This window comes from Streptomyces sp. NPDC046985 (genome assembly GCF_040644415.1).
Lineage (GTDB): Bacteria > Actinomycetota > Actinomycetes > Streptomycetales > Streptomycetaceae > Streptomyces.
Map to the genome: position 1 here is coordinate 1 of NZ_JBEYWK010000042.1, position 19,277 is coordinate 19,277.

The window sequence follows — 19,277 nt, forward strand, 5'->3', positions numbered from 1 at the left end:
CCCACCGGCCGGTTCGAGATCGGCGGCCCGATGGGCGACGCGGGCCTGACCGGCCGCAAGATCATCATCGACACCTACGGCGGCATGGCCCGCCATGGCGGCGGCGCCTTCTCGGGCAAGGACCCCTCCAAGGTGGACCGCTCGGCCGCGTACGCGATGCGCTGGGTCGCCAAGAACGTGGTGGCCGCGGGTCTCGCCGCGCGCTGCGAGGTCCAGGTCGCCTACGCGATCGGCAAGGCCGAGCCGGTCGGCCTGTTCGTGGAGACCTTCGGCACCGCTGAGATCGAGCCGGAGAAGATCGAGAAGGCCATCGACGAGGTCTTCGACCTGCGTCCGGCCGCGATCATCCGCGACCTCGACCTGCTGCGCCCGATCTACTCCCAGACCGCCGCCTACGGCCACTTCGGCCGCGAGCTGCCCGACTTCACCTGGGAGCGCACCGACCGCGTCGACGCCCTGCGCGAGGCCGCCGGACTGTAGCCCTCGCTTTGCCCACTGCACTGACCGCCCGCTGATGCAAGGAGAACCAGGACGTGCGCATCGCCGTCACCGGATCGATTGCCACTGACCACTTGATGGTATTTCCCGGACGCTTCGCCGAGCAGATGATCACCGGGCAACTCGAGAAGGTCTCGTTGTCCTTTCTCGCCGACGAGCTTGAGGTCAGGCGGGGTGGGGTTGCCGCCAACATCGCTCTTGCGCTCGGCAGGCTAGGTCTGGCGCCGGTGCTCATCGCCGCTGCCGGCTCGGACTTCGCCGGCTATGGCCGCTGGTTGCGTTCGAACGGAGTGGACACTCAATCGGTGTGGCTCAGTGAGACACGCCGCACCGCGCGATTCGTCTGCACGACCGACGCGGACCAAAATCAGATCGCCACCTTCTACGCGGGTGCGATGGCCGAGGCCGGGGATCTGGAGCTGGAACCGACTATCCGGCGCGTCGGAGGCGTTGACCTCGTGGTCATCGCTCCCAACGACCCCGAGGCTATGGTGCGTCACACCGACGAGTGCCGCAGACGCGGATATGCCTTCGCCGCAGACCCCTCACAGCAGTTGGCCCGGCTCGGCGGCGACGAGACTCGCGGGCTCGTCGAAGGAGCCCGCTACCTGTTCACCAATGAATACGAGGCCGCGATGCTGCGGGAGCGAACCGGCTGGAGCGAGAGCGACGTACTGGACCGGGTCGGAACATGGGTCACGACCAAGGGCGCTGCAGGCGTACGTATAGCCGAGGCGAGCCGCCCGGCGCTAACGGTTCCGGCCGCTCCCACCACAGGGGTAGCGGACCCGACCGGGGGCGGCGACGCATTTCGCGCAGGCTTTCTCGCCGGCATCGCCTGGGGAATCGGCCACGAGCGCGCCGCCCAGCTCGGCTGCGCGCTGGCCACGGTGGTCCTGGAGTCGGTCGGCGCCCAGGAGTACGAAGTGGCCTCAAACGATCTGCTCAGCAGACTCGACAAGGGCTATGGCGCCACGGCCGCCCAGACGTGGGAACCTCACCTGCCGCGGCTGATCTGAACGGCTGACCAAAGCGGATCGGAAGAGAAGGAATTCTGCCATGCCCCTGGCGACCGCCGCCGCGGTACGCATGTGTGCGCCATACCGGACCCTTCGTGAGACGCTCGCCGCAGGTGACCTCTCGTTCTCCTTCGAGCTCTTCCCTCCCAGGACTGAGGCGGGGGAGCAGAACCTGTGGGAAACGATCCGTCGCGTCGAACCGTACGCGCCGACCTTCGTCTCGGTTACCTACGGGGCGGGCGGCTCTTCGCGGGAGCGGACCGTCGGCTTAACCGATCGGATCGCCGGGGAGACGATTCTGCGGCCGGTGGCCCATCTCACGGCCGTAGGCCACTCGGTCGCTGAGCTGCGCCGCCTCATCGGCCAGTACGCGGACGCCGGAGTCACTGACGTCCTCGCTCTGCGCGGCGACCCGCCAGGCGACCCCCGCGGCCCGTGGGTGCCGGAGCCCGACGGGCTGAGGTACGCGTGCGAGCTAGTCGCACTGATCCGTGAGTCGTGTGATTTCAGCATCGGTGTGGCGGCGTTTCCCGAGCATCATCCGCGGTCCACGGATGGGGAGAGCGACGTTCGTCACTTCGTGACCAAGTGCCGCGCGGGAGCCGACTACGCCATTACGCAGATGTTCTTTGACGCGGAGGACTACCTGCGACTCCGGGATCGAGTGAGCGCTGCGGGCTGCGACATCCCGATCATTCCTGAGATCATGCCCGCAACCGACTTCCGTCAGGTCCGCCGTTTCGCCGAACTGAGTGATGCACGCTTTCCCGAGCTCTTGGCTCAGCGGCTTGAAGCGGCTCAGGGAGACGCAGCCGCAGGTCGCCGGATCGGGGTCGACTACGCCACTGCGATGGCCCAGCGCCTCCTGAACGAGGGTGCACCGGGTCTTCACTACATCACGCTCAACCGGCCGACAGCGGCGCTGGAGATTCACCATGCCCTGGCTCCCAGGTGATCGCCCATGGTCCTCGTGCGGTGGGACCTGGCGACGTCATCGAGTGGGAGATCTCGCGTCATCGCGGATCCATCACGTGCTCGCCCTGGGCCCCTTGCCGGGAGCGCCGGCCGCCCGCCGATGAGGGGAGCGGCCGGCAGGGGAAGGTCAGCCGGAGCGTTCGAGAGTGAGCAAGAAGTCTTTGGCGTTGATTCCGCCCGCGTAGCCGGTGAGTTTGCCGCCGGCGCCCACCGCGCGATGGCAGGGCAGCAGGACGCAGAGCGGATTGGCGCCCAACGCCCTGCCGACGGCCCGCGCCGACCGGGGACGGCCGATGGCGGCTGCGAGTGCGCCGTAGGTCGTGGTGCTGCCGTACGGCACAGTCCTGCTGAGCGTATGGACAGTCAGACGGACGAAGTCCGTGGCCAGGCACAGGTCCAGGGGAAGAGTGAACGCCTGCCGGCGCCCGTCCAGATAGGAGTCGATCTGCTCCATGGCGTCATGGAGGACGCGCTGCTGCAAGGGCGTCGGATCAGTCGCAAGAGGCAGTTTGTTCCCGATGCGTTCGGCGACCTCCTCGCGAGTCTCGAACGCGCAGCAGATCAGTGTGTGAGACGTGGCTGCGAGGGTCAGCTCTCCGATCCTGGTGGGGTGACTCATGAGCGCTGCGGAGCCACCTGCAGGGATGGCCGTAGCGCGTTGCGCTGGTCCGGGCACGGGGATTGTCTCTTTCTGCTCCGGGGCGGAGGAGGTCACACGGTGAGGGGACGGCAGACGCGGCAGGCACGGTAGCCGGCCCTGTGGGCCTCCTGAGCGGTGCGGAAGGGGTGTCGATGGGGCGGGGTGATCCGGCGGGCGTGTGCGCACGTCGGGTGGCAGTAGATACGAGTCGTGTCGCTGCCGAGGAAGAAGGCGCCTCGCGCGGTCAGCTCGTCCAGTCGTGCCAGGTCCATGCCCTCGGCGGTGCGCAGCACCGATCCTGAGCCCTCGGGCAGGCCCAGGTCGCACGGCGTGCCGTCGTCGTAGGTCACTCGGTGAGAGGGCACGAGGACCTGTACCGGGTTGTGCCTGATCGCGGCGAGCGCCGTGCCGGCATCTGTGGCCGAGGCCTCGCGGACCACCCAACTCAGCGGCCGCATTTGGCCGTTGGGGATCTCGCGTACGGCGGTCAACACTGCCTGTTCTGTGGGACTGAGCCCGGTCAGGTCGACGGGCAGGCGGCGCGCGCGGCCGGTGCGCAGCGCGGTGCGAACCCCGCGCAGCGGCGTGAGCCCGCGCACGACGGTGCGTCGAGTTCGTCGCCAGTGGCCCGCTTCGAACTCCTCGGCGCCCCCAGCCGCCCCCTCCAGCAGGGCGCCGGTGACCGCCGTCCGACTGTGCGCCACCCACAGCGGGCCTGCGGCCGTCTCCAGGCTCACCCAGATGTCATATCGGCTCTCTGGGACGCCCACGTGCCGCAAGATGCTCAGCGCGAAGTCCTCAGGCGCAGGGGCGGGGAGGCTGGCGAGGGCGGCCTCGAATGCGTGCGGGACATGCCCGTGCCCGTTGTGCTGTGCTGTCACCACTGCACCCCCCTCCACGGCGGATCGTTCTTCTCCAGGATTTGCCGCAGGGCTCCCATGCCCCGAGAGACCTGTGCCTTGACCGTCCCGACCGGGCATCCCTGTGCCTCGGCGATCTCGCTGTAGCTCAGACCGATCACATGGCGCAGCACGATCGCCACGCGTGGATTTTCCGGCAGCGTGGAGAGGGCGGTGACCAGGCGCCCCCGGTCTTCCGCCGCCGTCGCAAGCTCCTCCGGACCAGGACGGGTGTCCGGCCAGGACTCGCGTGAGTCCTCCACGGCGCCCACCGAAGTCGGGCGGCGAACGCTGGTGCGGACATGGTTGCGCCAAGTGTTCGTCGCGATCGTCATCAGCCAGGATCTGGGCCGTAACTCCCGGCGTCGGGTGGCCGAGTAGCCCCGCAGCGCCGAGTAGGCCCGCAAAAACGTCTCCTGCGTGAGGTCTTCGGCGTCCGCGGGGGAACCGGTGACCCGCAGCAGGAACGCACGCACCGCCGCGGCGTGGACCCGTACCAGCTCCGTGAAGCCGTCGTCCACATCCACAGCCAGCCGCTCGGTCAACTGCTCGGCATTCTCGCCCATCACCATCATGAACACCGCAAGACAGATGCAGGTTGCGTGGAAGGGCGCCGAGTTCGGCAGCAATCTCCCGCGTGCCCGACGGGAGAACCCGTTCCTATTCTCACCGTGTTCACCACCTCAGTGCCCCACCGGGGCCGACGAAGGAGAACGCGATGACCGAGATCCAGCAGGACGCCGTCCTCGCCCAGTTCCGTGAATACATCCTGGGCCCGCTGCGGTTCGCGAACGTGCTCAGCTGTTTCGAGCTGGGCATCGTCGACGCGCTGCGGCAGGAGCCCGCCTCCGGCATGACCGCGGAGCGGATCGCGAAGGACACCGGACTGCGCGTCGGCGCGGTGGAGCAGATGCTGCTGCTGCCCGTGAAGGATGGCCTCATCGACCACGATGCGGAGTCGGGAGCCTACAGGCTGTCCGGAATCGCCCAGGTCCAGGAGAGCGACCTGGCCCGAGTCCTGCCGTGGATGGACATGATGAAGGAGGTCTGTCTGCGCCAGTTGTACTGGCTCACTGAAAGCGTGCGCAGCGGCAAGGTGGTGGGACTCAAGGAGCTCTACGACTTCGACGGGAACTTCTACGAGGCCAGCACCCACTACCCGCAGTTGCAGAAGGCGTGGGGCGGGATGATGGACTCCGTGACGGGCTTCATCGATCCGTGGTTCCACGAGCACCTTGAGGTCCCGCAGAACGCCAAGGTCCTCGACATCGCCGGCAACACCGGGCTGGGCGCCGTCCTCGCCGTCGAGCATAAGCGGGACAAGGACATCTCGGTCGCCTGCTTCGACTTCGCCGAGAAGGAGACCGAAGCGCTGGAGACCTTCCGGGAGCACGGTGTCGCGGACCGCTGCTCGTTCATCGGCGGTGACGTTTTCGAAGCGGTGCCGACGGGCTTCGACGTCGTCATGATCAAACACTTCCTGGACATGTTCGACAAGGAGAACGTCTATCGAATCCTCACCAACGTGTACGAGGCGCTCGGCGTCGGCGGTCAGGTCGTCGTCCTGGTGCCGGTCTACCCGGAGGACATCACCCGATCCAGCTCAGTGGACTTCTTCCCGGCCTACTTCTACGGCTGCACGATGGCCGAGGGCGGCCCGCAGAAGGTGTCCACGTATGCGAAGTGGATGGAGGACTGCGGCTTCGAGGTCACCAAGGTGATGGCTCAGGACATCGCCGCCATGCCCGCAGACATGATCCCCGTGCACGGCATCGTTTGCGGCACCAGGACCCAGTCCTGACCTGGGCGAGAGGAGACCGATCATGGCCGTGAGGACGGGTGACGTCTACGTCAATCCCCCGTGCTGTCAGCGGATCGTCGTCCGCACCGCCGCACAGGAGACCGGCGGCGTACGGTCGGTTATGGACCTGTATGTCGCCCCCGGCGGATTCGCCGCCGACTTCCACGTACACCCCGCGAGTGAGGAACGGTTCACCCTCGTCCGGGGACGGCTGAGGGTGAGCATCGCCGGTACCGACGTGATCCTCGACGAGCCCGGACAGACGGTAGCCGTGCCCCCGGGGACTGTGCACCGCTTCTTCAGCGCCAGCGACCACGAAGAGACCTTCGCCGTCGTCGAGTTCACCCAACGCGCCGACCGTTTCGAGCGGTTGCTGTTGCGTCAGCTCTTCGGGTTGGCGGAGGACGGCAGACTGGACGACCAGGGCATACCCGGCCCCCTTCAGACTGCGGTGACCATGCTGGAGTTCTCCGACGTCCTGCGCTTCACCTCGCGTCCGTGGCCTGTGCAGCGCACTCTGTACGCACTGCTCGCTCCGGTCGCGCGGATGCGCGGGTACCGGGCCTGCGACCCGGTGGCTGAGGAGCGGCCGGCGAGCACCGCCGAACCGGAAACGCTGCCGCAAGAGGTGGCCGCCGCGGTGAACAGCCGTCAGGTCCCCCGGCCAGCGCCCCAGCCGCACCGTCGTTGACCTGAGCGGGCCGAGCCGGGCCGGCACCCCCTAGGGCGGCCGGCCCGGCTTCGTTGCGCTCAGCCGCTCCCGCCCATGCCGGTATGCCTTGGCGCTTTCCCGTACCACGCCGTGCCGCCCGGCAGAGGATCTGCCGGGCGGCACGGGAAAACGGTCTTGCGCGTCGGGTGGTGTCAGCGGTGCGCCGACGCATCCGGTACCGCGGGCGAGTCGGCGGAGGTACGAGGCCGGCTCAGCGCCACTTGAGCGAGGACGGCGGCGACAGCCACCGTCGCCGCGAGCAGGGCGGTCAGCGTGGTGAAGGCGTGGATGGCGGAGGATCGGTCGGCGTTGAGCGCGAGATCCAGATACACCGTGCCGAAGACTGCGACGCCGAGCGAGCCGCCGACTTGGATGGTCGTGTTGAACAGGCCGCTGACCTCTGCCGCGTATTCGCCCGTCACCGAGCTGGTCAGCAGCGTCAGCGTGCCGCTGAAACCGGCGCCGTAACCCAGGCCGCCGATGCCGAGCAAAGTGATCAGAAGCGCCTCGTTGTCCGCTTGGCCGAGGGCGAGAGACAGGAAGATCGCCGCGAACGCGGCGGCCAGCACGATTCGGCCCAGCGGCGCCGCGCGCTTGCGTGTCTCCACCCTCAGCCGGCCCAGCACCGGCCCGGCAATGCCGAAAGCGGCCACCCAGGACACCAGGGACAGACCGGAGACCGCCGCACTCTTGCCCAGGCCCTGCTGGAGATACAAGGCGAGAGTGAAGAGCAGGCCGAAATATGTCGCCACTGTGGCGGCCTGGGACAGCAAGGCGAACGCCACCGGACGCTGGCCCAGAAGGGACAGCGTGACCAGAGGCAGTCCACCGCGCTCGCTCTGGCGGCGCTCGACCCGTACGAACCCGATGAAGGCCACCACGCTGGCGGCCAGGCTGGCCCAGGTCCAAGCAGGCCAGCCGGACTCACGGCCGAGGACCAGTGGCAGCACGAGCAGCAGCAGGGCCGCCGACAGCACGGCTACGCCCGGCAGGTCCAACCGCTTCCCGTCGCGGGAATCGTGAGCTGGAAGATTACGCCAGGCCAGGACGTACAGCACCACGCCGATCGGTACGTTCAGCAGGAAGGCTGGCCGCCAGGACAGGCCGAACAGGTCGGCCGAGATGAGGACTCCGCCCAGCACTTGGCCGAGGACGGCACTGGTAGACAGCACCGCGGTATAGAGCCCGATGGCTCGGGCGCGAGCGCTACCTTCAAAATAGAGCTGGATGCCGGTAAGCACCTGCGATGTGCAAAGTGCCGCGCCCGCACCTTGGACGACGCGCGCGGCCAGCAGAACACCGGCTGTGGGAGCCAGACCGCAGGCGAGCGATGACAGCGTGAAGATCGCAAGGCCGGCCGCGTACACCTTGCGCAGACCGTGGGTGGTTCCCAGGCGTGCGCTGGTCACGAGCAGCATGGCGTAGGTGAGCGTGTAGCCGGAGACGATCAATTCCACCTCGGCGCCGGAGGCCCCCAGGTGTTCTCTGATCGACGGGGTGGCCACGTTGACGATGGCGATGTCCACGCTGCCGAGGAACATGCCGCCGAGCAGGGCGACGAGCAGCCGACCCTGGTGCGGTGGATTGGGTTGCGTCATGGGAAGTGAACTCCGGTAGAGGCTCCGAGAGGAGGCGGTCTGCGAGCGGCCGCCGCAGTGGCCGTCGACGGTTGGAAGAACACCTCCGGCGCGCGAACCGTTGCACAGCCCCCTGCAACCCCGGGCCGGCCCATGGTGTTCACCAACACGGGGCCGGCTCCGGGGCCGGCCCCTCTGCCGTGGGAAGCCGACTCAAGCTGTGAAAGAGGCGTTGTGAGCAATCTCGACCATCAAAACCCCGTACGCGAGTGCCGGACCGTGGGGCTGCTCGCGGCCCGGCGCATGATCGAGGCCGCCCTCGATCATGCGCAGGAACTGAACTGCCTCGTCTCGGTCGTCGTCCTTGACGCCGGTGGCAACGTCTCGGCACTGGCCAGGCAGGACACGGTGGCAGCCGCCGTGACCACGGTGGCCCACAACAAGGCGAACACGGCGCTAGCACTGCGCCAGCCCACGGATGAGTTCGCCCGAGCCGTGCAGAGCAATCAAGTTCTCGTCACCAGTCTGTGCGCCCAGCCGGGATTTGCTCTCCTGGCGGGTGGCCTCCCGCTGATCGAAGACGGCGAGGTCGTCGGTGCTGTCGGAGTGAGCGGAGCCCGGGACGGCAAGGACCTCGACATTGCCATGGCGGCCGCCAAGGCCCTGCACGCCTGACACCACTCAAAGCGGCTCTCCTGCCACAGTCGGCCCCGTCAGAAGTCGCCCGTCACCCGGGCGAGCAGCTTTTCCGGGTCCTTAGGACAACGGTCGCCGCGCCAGGCCACATGCTGGTCGGGTCGTACGAGTGCCAGCGCGCGGCCGTACAGGTCGCGCGCTGCCTCGCACGGAACGTCCAGCACAGTCAGCGGCACCCCGCGCCGGGCCGCAGCGGTCCACAACTGGACCACGTCCGGTGGTGCTTCACCTAGCCGCAGCAGCGTGAAGCCGGGCCCAAGCCGGTCGTACAGGGAGCAGCCCGGTCCTCGCCCGCTGCCCAGCCACAGGTGCGGGGCGCGGCCGCCGGGCACGCCGCTCGGCAAATAGACAGTTGTGCTGTCCGGCGGCGGATCGTCGCCCTGCTCCTGCCACATGAGCGGCGAGGTGTCGTAGCGAGCACCCAACTGCACGCCGATCGAAGCGAATTGCTCGCCAAGCATGCTGAGCTGCGCCCCTAAGGCCGCGCGCGCTCCCCATCCGGCGGGCGTGTCCTCATCCAGAGCCGCCGGGCGCTCAACGGCGCCCAGATTCTGGTTGAGAGTACGTGCCGCCGCTGTGTTGCGCAGCGCGATCGGCCGGCGTTCCGCGTCGTAGCTGTCCAACAAGCCCTGCCCGCCCCAGCCTTGGATGCGGGCGGCCAGCTTCCAGGCGATGTTGGCCGCGTCGTCGATGCCGGTGTTCATGCCGAAGCCGCCCGTGGGAGTGAAGAGGTGGGCGGCGTCACCGCACAGGAACAGTCGCTGCGCGCTCAGCCGTTCGGCCACCAACGCGGCCCCAGGCGTCCATCCGCGGTGGCTCAGCACCTGCACCGGGATGTCGGCGCCCGCCGCCTGACGCACGATCCTCGTAAGACGGTCCGCATCGAAAGCGTCCGGATCCACCGAGCTGGTCAGCATGCAGAACTCGGCTGCGCCGTCGAGGGAGATGAGGTTCGTGACTACGTCCGCGTTGACCGCCCAGTAACTCCATGCTCGCCGTCCGCCGGCCAGCCGTGGGGGCAGTACGGGCAGCCGCAGGTGAGCGGCAGTGGCACGGCCGCCCAGGATCTCCTGGTCCAGGGAGCTGTGCCCGCTGTAGCGGATGCCCGCCGTACGACGGACCAGGCTGTGCCCTCCGTCGCAGCCGACCACGTACTGAGCCCGCCACCGTCCCCCCAGTGAATCGTGCACGGTCACACCGTGCGCGTCCGAGTCCGCCTTCTCGGCCCGGCACCCGTGCCTCAGGGTGATCCGCGGCCGGGTGCGGGCGTACCGGAGCAGGAAGCGCTCGACGTACATCTGATTTGCGCGGTGCAGCGGCTCGGGCACCTGATCCAGATGGCCGGCGCCGGCCACCCCGTCCCGCTGAGCCGCGCTGGACGGGAAGCGCAACCGGGCCAGTTCGTACCCGTTGTACCGGGTGAAGTAGGCGACGTCCGCGGGATGGTCGGGCGGCAACCCGAGGACGCGGACCGCGTCGGCGATGCCGAGCCGTCGGTAGTGCTCCATCGTCCGGGCGTTGTGGGTGTTGCCGCGCGGGTGGCTGAACGAGCCATCTTGCTCGTCGAGTACGGCGCAGTCCACGCCGTGCGCGTCGAGGAGCAGCGCGAGCACCAGGCCGACCGGGCCGCCGCCCACGACGAGTACCGGCACCTGCTGGTCGGCGGTCCGGGAATCGGGAAACGTGTGCGCTCCTCGGGCGGCGACCATGGGCATCTCGTCCTCATACGCGTCGTCGGTACGGCGTCCCCGGCTCCAGCACGAGGACCTGCACCGCAGACGGTATGCACGGCAGGCCAGCGGCGGCGCTCCAGTTGTTGCTCCCGAACCGCCGGTCCGGTGCTCGGCCGAGAGCGGTGCGCAATGCGGAATAAGCATTCCGCTTACCTGTAGCGGCTCTGTGCAAGTCCTGAGGCCCTGGCTGCAAGACTGACCGGGCAAACGGGCGCACCAAGTAGTCGAACACGGTGAAGGCCGGACTCAAGGTGACTGCGGCCCCCCTCCACGGCCGGACCCCGGCCGGTCACCACGGGCCAGGCCGAAGGCCGTCCGCTGATCTCCGCCGACGCAGTCGATCCACGGCTGCATCGCGAACCCGGCCACCCAAGACGACTCACACGTCGGTACCCGGCGGGGCGGCGTGGTGCTCAAAGGGACCGAGCTCCGTCCTCTGCGACCACGTGCTCAGCTATCGCCCCTCGCGGACTGCCGTGTCGCTATGCCATCGACCAGCCCTACCTGGAGAAACGGGGGAGAAGTGAGCGCGGTGTGGGACGGGACAGCACACGCGGCGGTGCACGCACACCTGGCCGAACGCCGACTTCCGCCGTACGCGACGGGAGCCAGCCTGGACCGATGCCGGGAATTCCCTGACGACGAGTCCCGCTGGCACGCCGTGCTGCGGCGCGACCCGCAGGCCGACGGCGCCTTCTGGTACTCGGTGCTGACCACTGGCACTTACAGCCGGCCCTCTTGCGGGTCCCGGCACGCCCGCCGCGCCAACATCGTCTTCTTCGGCGACCTGATGGCGGCCGAGCAGGCCGGTTTCCGGCCATGCCGACGCTGCCTCCCGGACCGAGAGCCGCAGGATCCACAGGCAGCGGCAGTGGTGCGGTCCTGCCAGATGATGGAACTGTCGGGCCCAGCCCCCTGTCTGAGCGAACTGGCGGAAGCCACCGGGCTTAGCCGCTTCCACTTTCACCGGGTCTTCGCCGCCCTGATGGGCATCACGCCCAAGGCGTACGCTGACGCCTGCCGTACCGAGCGGCTACGCGAAGAACTCGTTCGCGCCAGGACCATCACCGAGGCGATCTACCAGGCGGGCTTCAACTCCAGCGGCGCCTTCTACGCCTTGGCCCGCGACCTGCTGGGCATGACGCCCACCGCGTTCCGCAACCGGGGACGGGGCGAGCGGGTCCAGCACATCGGCGCCGACAGCTCGCTCGGGCCACTGGTGCTCGCGACAACGGCTACAGGAATCTGCGCCGTCCTGTTCGGGCCCGACGCCCCAAGTCTGCTGCGCGTGCTGCGCACCAGGTTCGCCGCAGCCGATATCGGACCCGCTGATCCGGCCACCGGCCGCCGGCTGCTTGCCGCGGTTCGCGATGCCGACGGGACACCGAAGGGCCGACGCCTGCCCCAGGACATCCGGCGCCAGGTGCTGGCAGAGCGGCTACGGATCGCCGGTCAGCCCTTGGCGCCCGCCCAGACATAACCGCACGTACGCGTCCCTCACGTGCACAGCCTGACGGCTGCTTCTGACGATCTGCTCACAGCTCGGCGCCGACTACAGCGCGCCGCAGCCCAAAGACTGCTCGTCATCGAGAAGGTCTCCTCACCGACGAAGCACTCGCATGCGGCGTCAGCGAACCACTCCTCCGCCGCCACCGCGGTCGGCCGGCCACGTATCCGAACGGCCGCAAGCTCAGCATGACCGTCGTCTACGCCTTCCAAGACCGCGGCGGACACTGGCACGGCGACCCCGGCGCCCCCCAGGTCGACCCCGCCGACGAGCCCGGCCGCGGAGTCCTCACCTACCAGCCCGCACCAGGAGCGAAGCGGCCAGCCCCTTCGCCGGCCAGCAACGGGTGGTGCCGCTTGCCCCCATCATCTCCGAGCAGCGGATCACAGCCGGTCGCCCGCAACGCCTGGCACCGCCCCATGCGCCGCCAGGGCGAACCACCAGGTCCAGCCCCCGCAGGCATGCACGTGGCGCCGCCTGCGCGAGGCCGGCGGATGATCCCGTACTGGCTGATCACTGGCCCGCTACGACGCTCCAGGTGGATAGAGGTGAAAACGGCGACTTCGGCGCGCAGAGCCCACGGGTCGAAGGGCTTGCTGATGTACTCGACGGCGCCGGCAGCGTATCCGCGGGCTGAGTGCTCGGCTCCAGTGCCCGTCGCAGTCAGGAAGATGATGGGGACGTCTCGGGTCCTCGGGCGGCGTTTGATGTGAGCACAGGTCTTGTAGCCGTCCATCTCCGGCATCTGCACATCCATGATGATGACGGCGAAGTCGTCGTGATGGAGCAGAGCTTTGAGGGCCTCTCGGCCCGAGGAGACAGTGACGAGCTCTTGCTCGAGTGTCGCCAGAACCGCGGTCATCGCCAGCAGGTCGTCTGGCTGATCGTCGACAATAAGGATCTTGGGCATGTCCTGCGCCCTCGTTGGCAGCGCAGCCGCTGCGGCCTGCTCAACTGCCTCAAGTTGGCGTTCGAGCAGATCGCAGCGGCCCTCTGCCGCAGCACGCTGGGCCTGTGCTTCAAAGAGGGCCGCTCCAAGTCGCTCGACCTCCAGATGGAGCGCGTTGCGCTCCTGGAGAAGGCCGGAGACATCCGGATGCGCACGTGCAAGCTCATCCGCCCACTTCCTTTCCGCGATGCGGTCGGCATCCAGATGGTTGAGCCGCGTCTCCAAGTCTGCGATGCGCTGTGTCCGGTCCAGGAGTAATTGTCAAGACTTTTGGATTGGCAGTCTGTCGGGTGAGTCGTCGGTCTTGCGTTCCAGCAGTGTGACCGTGACGCCGGGCGCAATCTGACGTCTGCTGGTGGGGGTGAATCCGCGCTTTCGGTAGAGAGCGAGCGCGGGCTGGTTGGCGGTTCCGGTGGAGACCAGGGTCACGTCTGCGGGTTCCATGACGTCCAGACTGTTGAGCAGCGCTGTGGCGATGCCGCGGCGATGTGCGCGCGGATGCACCACGAGTCGGCAGATGTCCAGGGCGCCGTCGTGCAGTCGGGTCCAGGACACTGCTCCGGCCAAACCGATCTCGTCGGACACCCCGAGGAAGGACTCGGTGCAGCCGCACAGCTCCTGAAGGGTTTCGTGCAGTGGCGGGATGCCGTCGAATCCGATGAGTTCGGCCTCCACGGCGTAGGCGGCGCGCTGAAGTTCCCACAGATGCCGCAGGACAGATGAATCAGCCAGGTCTAGCCGGTGGGGTTCGCCCGGCTGTCGACGGGGCGTTGCGCTGATATCGCGGTGGCTCGTCACGCGGCGATCGTCTCAGATCGCTCTATCGGCATGCCACGTTCGAAATGGGCTCCAGCCCGGACCAGGGCGAGGAGGCGGGGTGCGTTCACCGCTCGCCGGCGGGCCTGAGCGGATTCGACGAGCTTGAACACCATGGCCAGGGCGGCGGCCGCGCTTCCGACGCCTGTGGTGACCTTGGTCCGCAGTGGTCGCGGTCCTCGGCGTTGCAGATGTCCTGCAGAGCCTTGCGGGCGCCTGGCTGGGCCGACTTCGGCAGCGTGTTGACCACATTGGCCGTTCTGTGAACCCAGCACCTCTGATGCCGGGCGGCGGGAGAGACTTCGGCCAGAGCCTTCCAGAAGCCGAGCGCGCCGTCGCCGACGGCGAGGACGGGCGCGCGCATGCCGCGGCGGGCGCAGTCCCGCAGGAGATCGGCCCAGGATTCGGCGGACTCGCGGTAGCCGTCGGCCATTGCGATCAGTTCCTCGGCGCCGTCGGCGCGTACGCCCATGTGCAACAGGACGCAAAACTTCGCCTCGGCCAGACGAATGCGCAGGCGGATGCCGTCGGCCCAGACGTGGATGTAGTCGCTGCCGGCCAGAGCGCGCTCGCCGAATGCTTTGTGGTCCGCCTGCCACTGGGCGGTGAGGCGGGTGACGGTGGCCGGCGAGAGACCGGCCGAGCTGCCCAGGAACTGCTCGAGCGCGGGCACGAAGTCACCGGAGGACAATCCATGCAGGCAGAGCAGGGGCAGCACTTCGCCGATCTTCGGGGACTTGCGGGCCCAGGGCGGCAGGACCGCCGAGGAGAACCGCTTCGGCCAGGTCACCAAGGTCGTCGACCCGCTCACCCACACGCGGTCGACCTCCCACGACGCGAACCGCAACCAGCTCACGGTCGTCAACGCCCAGGGCGCCGGTTCGCAGAACACCACCACCTTCGGCTGGGACTCCAGCGACAACCTCACCTCGGCGAAACTGCCCACCGGCGCCACCACCGCCCTCGGCGCCTACAGCACACACTCCGGGGCCGACCTGCCCTCCAGCCTGACCACCCCCTCCGGCAAGAAGACCTCCTACGGTTACGACACCTCCGGAAACCTGATGTCCTCCCAGGACACCACCCCCGGATCCGACGGGGCGAAACTGTCCTACGGCTCCCAAGGCGACGACGCCGTTGCGGACTGCGGCGGCTTCGGCAGCCAGCGCCGCACCTCCACCGACGCCGACGGCAACAAGACCTCGTACGCCTACGACGGCCAGGGCAACCTCAGCAAAACCACACCCCTACGCCGCTGGGCGCCACCGCGTACGCCTACGACGCGCTCGGCCGCCCCGCCACCGTCACCGACGGACGCGGCGTGACCACTGCGTATACCAACCGCACCGCCACCGAACTCCCCGGCGGCGCCACCCAGAGAGCCCAGTGGGACAACGCCGACCGCCCCACCCAGATCGAGGCCACCACGACGGCAGGCACGCTGGTCACCTATGACTACAGCCACCAGCTCTCGGACGGCACGGACACCGAGCAGATCCAGACCCGCACCGACCCCGGCGCGGGCAAGACGATGTCTTACACCTACGACAGCCAGTCCCGCCTCAGCTACGCCCAGGAGAACGCCGGCTCCACGCAGAGCGCCTCCTGGCTGTATTGCCACGACAAGGCCGGCGACCTCACCGCCACCTCCACCACCGCCTCCTCCGCCAGCAGCGGCCTGACCAGCTACACCTACAACGCGGCCAGCCAGATCACCGCCGTGAGCGGCGACACCACCGGCTGGTCCTGCGACAAGAACGGCAACGAGCTCTCGGCGGCGAGACCTGCAACGACTTCAACCAGCTCACCGCCCTCACCGCCGGCGGAGCCGACCACCACTACACCTACGCCGGCACCGACAACTCCGACCGCCTCACCGCCGGCTCCACCCGCGTCGACCAGGGCCCCGAAGGCATCTCCACCACCACCGACAGCACCACCAGCACGGGATTCGTCCGCGACCCCGCGGGCACACTCATCGGCATGACGCGCGGCGGCAATCCGTACTGCTACGTCGCCGACGACAAGGGCGCCCCGTCCGTCCTCGTCGACGACACCGGCGCCAAGCAGGACCGCTGGGAGTACGACCCCATCGGCAGCGCACGCTCTACGAACACCGCCCCCGTCGACCAGCCCTTCGGCTACGCCGGCGCCTACCGCGGCCCGACCGGCCTGTACAAGACGGGCGCCCGCTACGACGGCCCCACCCTCGGCCGCTTCACCCAAACCGACCCCAGCGGCAAGGAGAGCAACGCCTACGCCTATGCCACCGGCGATCCCGTCAACCGCCTCGACTCCACCGGACTTTCAAACTCGGGCGCCGAATACGCCCTCTTCGGTTTGGCGGCGGTGAGCGTATTGACCGGAGGAATCAGCGCGCACCTGCCGATCGGTCTTGAGGCTTCCACGGCGGCAGAAATTTTTGGAGGGATCAGTTTGACGACAGGAATTGCCGGTCTTGCCGGTGCAGGAGCGTGTCTCTTCTCAGACGCGGACGGTTGTTAGTGTGAACATAGGATACGCAGCACTGATGATTTCACTCGCGGCAATGATCGCCGCAGTGCTGAGTACCAAACCTGGGCGTGCGGATAGAAATCCTCGGTCTGGATGGTACGTGCTGGGAGCGAGTATCCTAGTGATCGCCAGCATCGTCATCGTGCTCGTGACATAGCAAAGCACTCCAGTTCTGCTCGGCGGCCTGCGCCGTTGCGGGAGTGGCGAGCACGGCTGCGGCGACGGCCATGGTGGCCAGGACGGAAGCCCCGGCCTTGTTGAGTCGCATGCGCGTCTTCTCTTAAGAGTCTGCCGGCGCCCGTAGCGCGGCGCCGGGCTTCCTCGCGGGCGATCTGCAGGGTCGCGGACGTCACGGTCGGCCCGCGAGGGCGACGTCGGCGAAGACCGAGCCGTCGCCGGCCGTGCTCCAGGGGCTTCAGCCGCCTCGTCCAGGATGGGCGGGCGGCCCCCGAACGAGGTGCGGAAGGCGTCAGCGCGGGCTTCCGCGCTTCGCCCGCGACGGACGCGGCAGACGGAAGTCGATCCGAAGGCGAGTCAGGGCCGCCGTCGGCCCGCCCGCATGACACGCGGTCTCCGGGTGGCGGCGCCGTCCCCTCGAGCCGATGACCGCTGCCGCCGTGACGCCGCGACGCCGGGCCGGGCCGGTCGGCAGGTCGGTCGGAGGTTCCGGTCGGATGCGCTCGGCCGGTCAGGCGCGGTCGTGCAGGGTGATGTGGTAGCCGTCGGGGTCGGCGAAGGCGAACGTCCGGCCGAAGGGGCCGTCGACCGGCGCGGAGACGACGGTGTGACCGTCGGCGGCCAGGGCGTCGTGGACGGCCTGGACGTCGGTGGCGTGCAGCCAGATCGCGACGCCGACGCCGGGCTGGGCGACGGACGCCAGATCGGCGCCGGGAACGACCTCGCGGAGTGCGAACGCGATCGGCTTCGTCTCGAAGACGACGGCGTGCGGAGGTCCGGCCTGCGACCGGACGAGGCCGAGGTACTGCTCGTAGAACGCCTGCGAGGCGTCGAGGTCGCGTACCTGGAGCGAGACGAAGTCGGGGCCGGTGGCGGGCATGATGAAGCTCCTCTTCCTCGTGTCAGATTCCTGACACGAGAACCGTATGTCAGAATACTGACATGAGTCAAAGCGGTCAGGGCGGCGACGGCGTCGACCTGGAGACGTCACTGGGCTACCTGCTGAAAGAGGCTTCGAGCGTCCTGCGCGCGGCCATGGAGGAGGTGCTGCGGCCGCTCGGGATGAGCGTGACGCACTACTCCTGCCTCGAGCTGCTGGCCCAGCGGCCGGGCTTGTCGAACTCCGAGCTGGCGCGCGGCGCATTCGTGACACGGCAGTCGATGAACGTGCTGCTCCAAGCGCTGGAGCGGGACGGCTGCGTGACCCGGCCCGCCGAGGCGCCCGTCGGGAAGGCCCTGCCCGCACGGCTCACCCCTCGCGGCCGAAAGAGCCTTGAGGAGGCGAGCGCGGCGGTCCGCTCCGTCGAAGTGAGCATGCTGGCCGGCATGACCCGCACCGAGCAGTCGGCCGCGTTCCGGAGCCTGCGGAGCATGATCCGCTCCCTGCGCGACGGCGACGACCGCAGCGTCCGGTAGGAGGGTCGCCCCGCAGGCGGGGCGCCGGTTCCGACGATGCCGTTCGCCAGGACCGGACGCCGTCAGCCGGCGGCGAAGCCGGAGGAGGAGGCGAGAGCGTCGCCGCGTCGCGCCTGGTCGTCGACGCGCTCACCCACACCCGGTCGCCCTCCCGCGACGCGAACCACGGCCAGCTCACCGCCGTCAACGCCCAGGGCGCCACCGGGCAGCAGCTCCAGCAAATCGCCGCCGACGGCCTCGCCCGGATGTGCTTCCGCGCCGACGACACCCGCACGAGCGGCCTGGGCGTGGAGTCCACCGACGTGGAGCACATCCAGATCGCGCTGTAGTCCAGGCCCCGTTCGCGGGTCCGAAGGGGGCGGCCGGTGCGCAACTGCGGGCGATCCGCCGCCACGGGCGTCCGTGTCGCCCGCACCGTTCGTCTGGTGCGGGGCGACACACATGCAGATCTCGAGCATCGGAAGCTCAGGGTGCAGGTACCGCCAGTCGAGCGCGATGTCTCGCAGCGTCTCGGCAACGGCAGCGGCAAGGTCTCCGCGGCTCACAACGTCTTCGGGCAGGTACTCACTGGCGGGGCGCAGCGCGCCGGCGCCAGTGCGGGAGCCGAGCACGTCGGTGTCCAGACAGTTCGCCAGCCCCAACTGCGCGTCCACAGGGCTGCTGATGTGGAGTTCAGCAGGGGGCGGAGGAAGCGGTGCGGAGCCAAGCAGGCTGTCGGTGAGCGCTGGCAACGCGTTCGCCAGGAGGGGCATGCACCGCCTCGTAGCATGCCTGTACCCAGAGGTCACTCGTGACTTTCCGGCCAGCCGTCCAGATGGCGACGTCGAAGAACACGTCCAGGCTGCTGCCGCTGTCGGTCAGAGCGGCGGTACAGGTCAGCTCCATCCGAGCCTGCCCGACCAGAGAGCGCTCGCGCCCAGCCGAGATGCGGACGAACCGACCGTGCCCGTGGGAGGGATCGATTCCAGGGCGCCCCCACCCGTAAGAGTGGAGATCAGCCGCCGTCGATGCGGTCGAAGCCGCGCAGCACGGAGTCCAGCTCCTGTGCTGCGCCGCACAGGGAGCACAGACGGGCGCCGGGCCGCTCCGCGACGTCCAGCGCCCGCTCCAGGGGCGGCAGCGGCGCGTTCTGCGGGGCCTCGGCGCAGTCCACCGCAGGAGGACGGCGGCGGCAGCCGCTCGGCGGGCGCAGCGTCGTAGGAGGCGCCGTCGGCCGGCCGCACGTGCGGCCGGGGCCCCCCCCCCCGGGGGGGGGGGGGCCGGGGGGGGGGGGGGGCGGCGGGGGCGGGCGGGGGGGGGGCGGCGGGGCGGGGTGGGGGGGGGGGGTGTGGCGGGCCAGGTGTCGGAT

At 68.9% G+C, this 19,277-nt stretch carries 20 protein-coding genes and 3 pseudogenes; 11 read left to right on the forward strand and 12 right to left on the reverse strand.

The genetic code is table 11. From position 1 onward, the window contains the following. From ABZ861_RS31180 to metF, 3 genes are all read left to right on the forward strand, one after another. The coding region (locus ABZ861_RS31180; RefSeq protein WP_361637312.1) for a methionine adenosyltransferase domain-containing protein at positions 1-480 on the forward strand (480 nt) is incomplete at its 5' end. A gap of 53 nt (positions 481-533) precedes the next feature. After that, the gene (locus ABZ861_RS31185) at positions 534-1,517 is read left to right on the forward strand and encodes a carbohydrate kinase family protein (RefSeq protein WP_361637314.1); all 984 of its coding nucleotides are present in this window, start codon (positions 534-536) and stop codon (positions 1,515-1,517) included. A gap of 70 nt (positions 1,518-1,587) precedes the next feature. Next, a complete protein-coding gene (gene metF / locus ABZ861_RS31190; protein WP_361637364.1) occupies positions 1,588-2,472 on the forward strand; it encodes a methylenetetrahydrofolate reductase [NAD(P)H] in 885 nt (294 codons plus the stop codon). A 147-nt stretch (positions 2,473-2,619) separates the two neighbouring features. Here the strand turns inward: metF and ABZ861_RS31195 are convergent, their stop codons facing one another. From ABZ861_RS31195 to ABZ861_RS31205, 3 genes are all read right to left on the reverse strand, one after another. Next, positions 2,620-3,111, reverse strand: coding sequence for a methylated-DNA--[protein]-cysteine S-methyltransferase (locus ABZ861_RS31195; protein ID WP_361637317.1), 492 nt, complete (start codon positions 3,109-3,111; stop codon positions 2,620-2,622). 92 nt (positions 3,112-3,203) lie between these two features. After that, on the reverse strand, positions 3,204-4,016 hold the full coding sequence (locus tag ABZ861_RS31200) for an Ada metal-binding domain-containing protein (protein ID WP_361637320.1): 813 nt from the start codon (positions 4,014-4,016) through the stop codon (positions 3,204-3,206). Next, a complete protein-coding gene (locus tag ABZ861_RS31205) occupies positions 4,010-4,606 on the reverse strand; it encodes a sigma-70 family RNA polymerase sigma factor (protein ID WP_361637367.1) in 597 nt (198 codons plus the stop codon). The genes ABZ861_RS31200 and ABZ861_RS31205 overlap by 7 nt, the downstream gene beginning before the upstream one ends. 143 nt (positions 4,607-4,749) lie before the next feature. Here ABZ861_RS31205 and ABZ861_RS31210 point away from each other — a divergent pair, with 143 nt between their 5' ends. Both ABZ861_RS31210 and ABZ861_RS31215 read left to right on the forward strand, forming a co-directional pair. Then, complete coding sequence (locus tag ABZ861_RS31210; RefSeq protein ID WP_361637323.1) at positions 4,750-5,832, forward strand: class I SAM-dependent methyltransferase; 1,083 nt, start codon at positions 4,750-4,752, stop codon at positions 5,830-5,832. A 22-nt stretch (positions 5,833-5,854) separates the two neighbouring features. Beyond that, positions 5,855-6,523, forward strand: a complete 669-nt coding sequence (locus ABZ861_RS31215; RefSeq protein ID WP_361637326.1) for a cupin domain-containing protein — start codon at positions 5,855-5,857, stop codon at positions 6,521-6,523. A 173-nt stretch (positions 6,524-6,696) separates the two neighbouring features. Here ABZ861_RS31215 and ABZ861_RS31220 read toward each other — a convergent pair whose 3' ends face one another. Then, complete coding sequence (locus tag ABZ861_RS31220) at positions 6,697-8,142, reverse strand: MFS transporter (RefSeq protein WP_361637328.1); 1,446 nt, start codon at positions 8,140-8,142, stop codon at positions 6,697-6,699. Between the two features lie 213 nt (positions 8,143-8,355). Between ABZ861_RS31220 and ABZ861_RS31225 the strand changes: the two genes are divergently transcribed. Next, on the forward strand, positions 8,356-8,796 hold the full coding sequence (locus ABZ861_RS31225; protein ID WP_361637331.1) for a heme-binding protein: 441 nt from the start codon (positions 8,356-8,358) through the stop codon (positions 8,794-8,796). Positions 8,797-8,834: 38 nt separating this feature from the next. On the opposite strand, the gene ABZ861_RS31230 is transcribed toward ABZ861_RS31225, so the two are convergent. After that, complete coding sequence (locus tag ABZ861_RS31230) at positions 8,835-10,532, reverse strand: FAD-dependent monooxygenase (RefSeq protein ID WP_361637334.1); 1,698 nt, start codon at positions 10,530-10,532, stop codon at positions 8,835-8,837. A 502-nt stretch (positions 10,533-11,034) separates the two neighbouring features. On the opposite strand from ABZ861_RS31230, the gene ABZ861_RS31235 reads away from it, so the two are divergent. Further along, entirely contained in the window at positions 11,035-12,030 is a 996-nt protein-coding gene (locus ABZ861_RS31235; protein ID WP_361637337.1) for an Ada metal-binding domain-containing protein, read from the forward strand. Positions 12,031-12,592: 562 nt separating this feature from the next. Here the strand turns inward: ABZ861_RS31235 and ABZ861_RS31240 are convergent. From ABZ861_RS31240 to ABZ861_RS31250, 3 genes and pseudogenes are all read right to left on the reverse strand, one after another. Continuing rightward, positions 12,593-12,967, reverse strand: a pseudogene (locus tag ABZ861_RS31240) (response regulator); the annotation flags it as partial. Between the two features lie 300 nt (positions 12,968-13,267). Next, entirely contained in the window at positions 13,268-13,804 is a 537-nt protein-coding gene (locus ABZ861_RS31245; protein ID WP_361637340.1) for a GNAT family N-acetyltransferase, read from the reverse strand. Continuing rightward, positions 13,801-14,600: pseudogene (locus ABZ861_RS31250) on the reverse strand (transposase); the annotation flags it as partial. The pseudogene ABZ861_RS31250 and the gene ABZ861_RS31245, both read right to left, overlap by 4 nt. On the opposite strand from ABZ861_RS31250, the gene ABZ861_RS31255 reads away from it, so the two are divergent. Genes ABZ861_RS31255 through ABZ861_RS31265 form a run of 3 tightly spaced genes read left to right on the forward strand, consistent with a single transcriptional unit; the run spans position 14,560 to position 16,327 of the window. Continuing rightward, a complete protein-coding gene (locus ABZ861_RS31255; RefSeq protein ID WP_361637343.1) occupies positions 14,560-15,147 on the forward strand; it encodes a hypothetical protein in 588 nt (195 codons plus the stop codon). The pseudogene ABZ861_RS31250 and the gene ABZ861_RS31255 sit on opposite strands and share 41 nt — an antisense overlap. Further along, on the forward strand, positions 15,144-15,809 hold the full coding sequence (locus tag ABZ861_RS31260) for a hypothetical protein (protein WP_361637346.1): 666 nt from the start codon (positions 15,144-15,146) through the stop codon (positions 15,807-15,809). Before ABZ861_RS31255 ends, ABZ861_RS31260 begins: the two co-directional genes overlap by 4 nt. Further along, positions 15,806-16,327 carry an RHS repeat-associated core domain-containing protein gene (locus ABZ861_RS31265; RefSeq protein WP_361637349.1) on the forward strand — a complete coding sequence of 174 codons (522 nt, stop codon included), beginning with the start codon at positions 15,806-15,808 and terminating at the stop codon, positions 16,325-16,327. Before ABZ861_RS31260 ends, ABZ861_RS31265 begins: the two co-directional genes overlap by 4 nt. Positions 16,328-16,454: 127 nt before the next feature. Here ABZ861_RS31265 and ABZ861_RS31270 read toward each other — a convergent pair whose 3' ends face one another. Together ABZ861_RS31270 and ABZ861_RS31275 are read right to left on the reverse strand one after the other, a co-directional pair. Beyond that, complete coding sequence (locus ABZ861_RS31270) at positions 16,455-16,604, reverse strand: hypothetical protein (RefSeq protein ID WP_361637352.1); 150 nt, start codon at positions 16,602-16,604, stop codon at positions 16,455-16,457. A 420-nt stretch (positions 16,605-17,024) separates the two neighbouring features. After that, entirely contained in the window at positions 17,025-17,393 is a 369-nt protein-coding gene (locus ABZ861_RS31275; protein WP_361637355.1) for a VOC family protein, read from the reverse strand. 62 nt (positions 17,394-17,455) lie between these two features. On the opposite strand from ABZ861_RS31275, the gene ABZ861_RS31280 reads away from it, so the two are divergent. Further along, on the forward strand, positions 17,456-17,929 hold the full coding sequence (locus ABZ861_RS31280; protein ID WP_361637358.1) for a MarR family transcriptional regulator: 474 nt from the start codon (positions 17,456-17,458) through the stop codon (positions 17,927-17,929). 62 nt (positions 17,930-17,991) lie between these two features. Here the strand turns inward: ABZ861_RS31280 and ABZ861_RS31285 are convergent, their stop codons facing one another. Together ABZ861_RS31285 and ABZ861_RS31290 are read right to left on the reverse strand one after the other, a co-directional pair. After that, entirely contained in the window at positions 17,992-18,681 is a 690-nt protein-coding gene (locus ABZ861_RS31285; protein WP_361637361.1) for a hypothetical protein, read from the reverse strand. A 242-nt stretch (positions 18,682-18,923) separates the two neighbouring features. Continuing rightward, positions 18,924-19,155, reverse strand: a pseudogene (locus ABZ861_RS31290) (DUF6233 domain-containing protein); the annotation flags it as partial. Positions 19,156-19,277: the final 122 nt, after the last annotated feature.